General features: G+C 35.0%; 1 protein-coding gene. It reads right to left on the minus strand.

Features of this window, described 5'->3' with window-relative positions:
• Positions 1-165: 165 nt before the first annotated feature.
• Positions 166-489 (minus strand): hypothetical protein (locus RCF13_RS06765; RefSeq protein ID WP_308140993.1); only part of this gene is annotated, 324 nt, incomplete at its 5' end.

The following is a 489-nucleotide window of genomic DNA, read 5'->3' on the forward strand; positions in this document are numbered from 1 at the left end:
GTCAGTAATAGTTATTTTAGTCTATCAATTTACAATGTTTATCGTAATCCTCTGACAAAAAAAGTTGTATGATTCTTATTAAGAATCATACAACTTTTACATGTAGCAAAAAAATTTTAAAGAGCGCGGTATTATTTGAAAATATTACTATGATTTAATTTTTACTTAATATTCAGTATAAGATCCTTTTGGTCTAACGCTATCAGGGCTCCAATCAACATTATATGAGTTATTCTCTCTTGAATACCCACCAAAACGGACAGGAACTTGTTTACCATAAGTCTCAACTGCATTATTTATGAAGAGATATGTACGCCCTGGTTGTACAGCACCTTCATGTTTACCATCCCCAGAAGCGTTTTTCCAATCTCTTCCCCCACTCCACACATTGGCATCTGCTTCCGCCCAAACATTGAAAGAACCTGCGGAATTGCTAGAATTCACACGCATATACATTGAGGAAGTATTATCTTTTCTACGAGCGTTTGT

Source organism: Stenotrophomonas maltophilia group sp. RNC7 (assembly GCF_030910085.1).
GTDB classification, from domain to species: domain Bacteria; phylum Pseudomonadota; class Gammaproteobacteria; order Xanthomonadales; family Xanthomonadaceae; genus Stenotrophomonas; species Stenotrophomonas sepilia.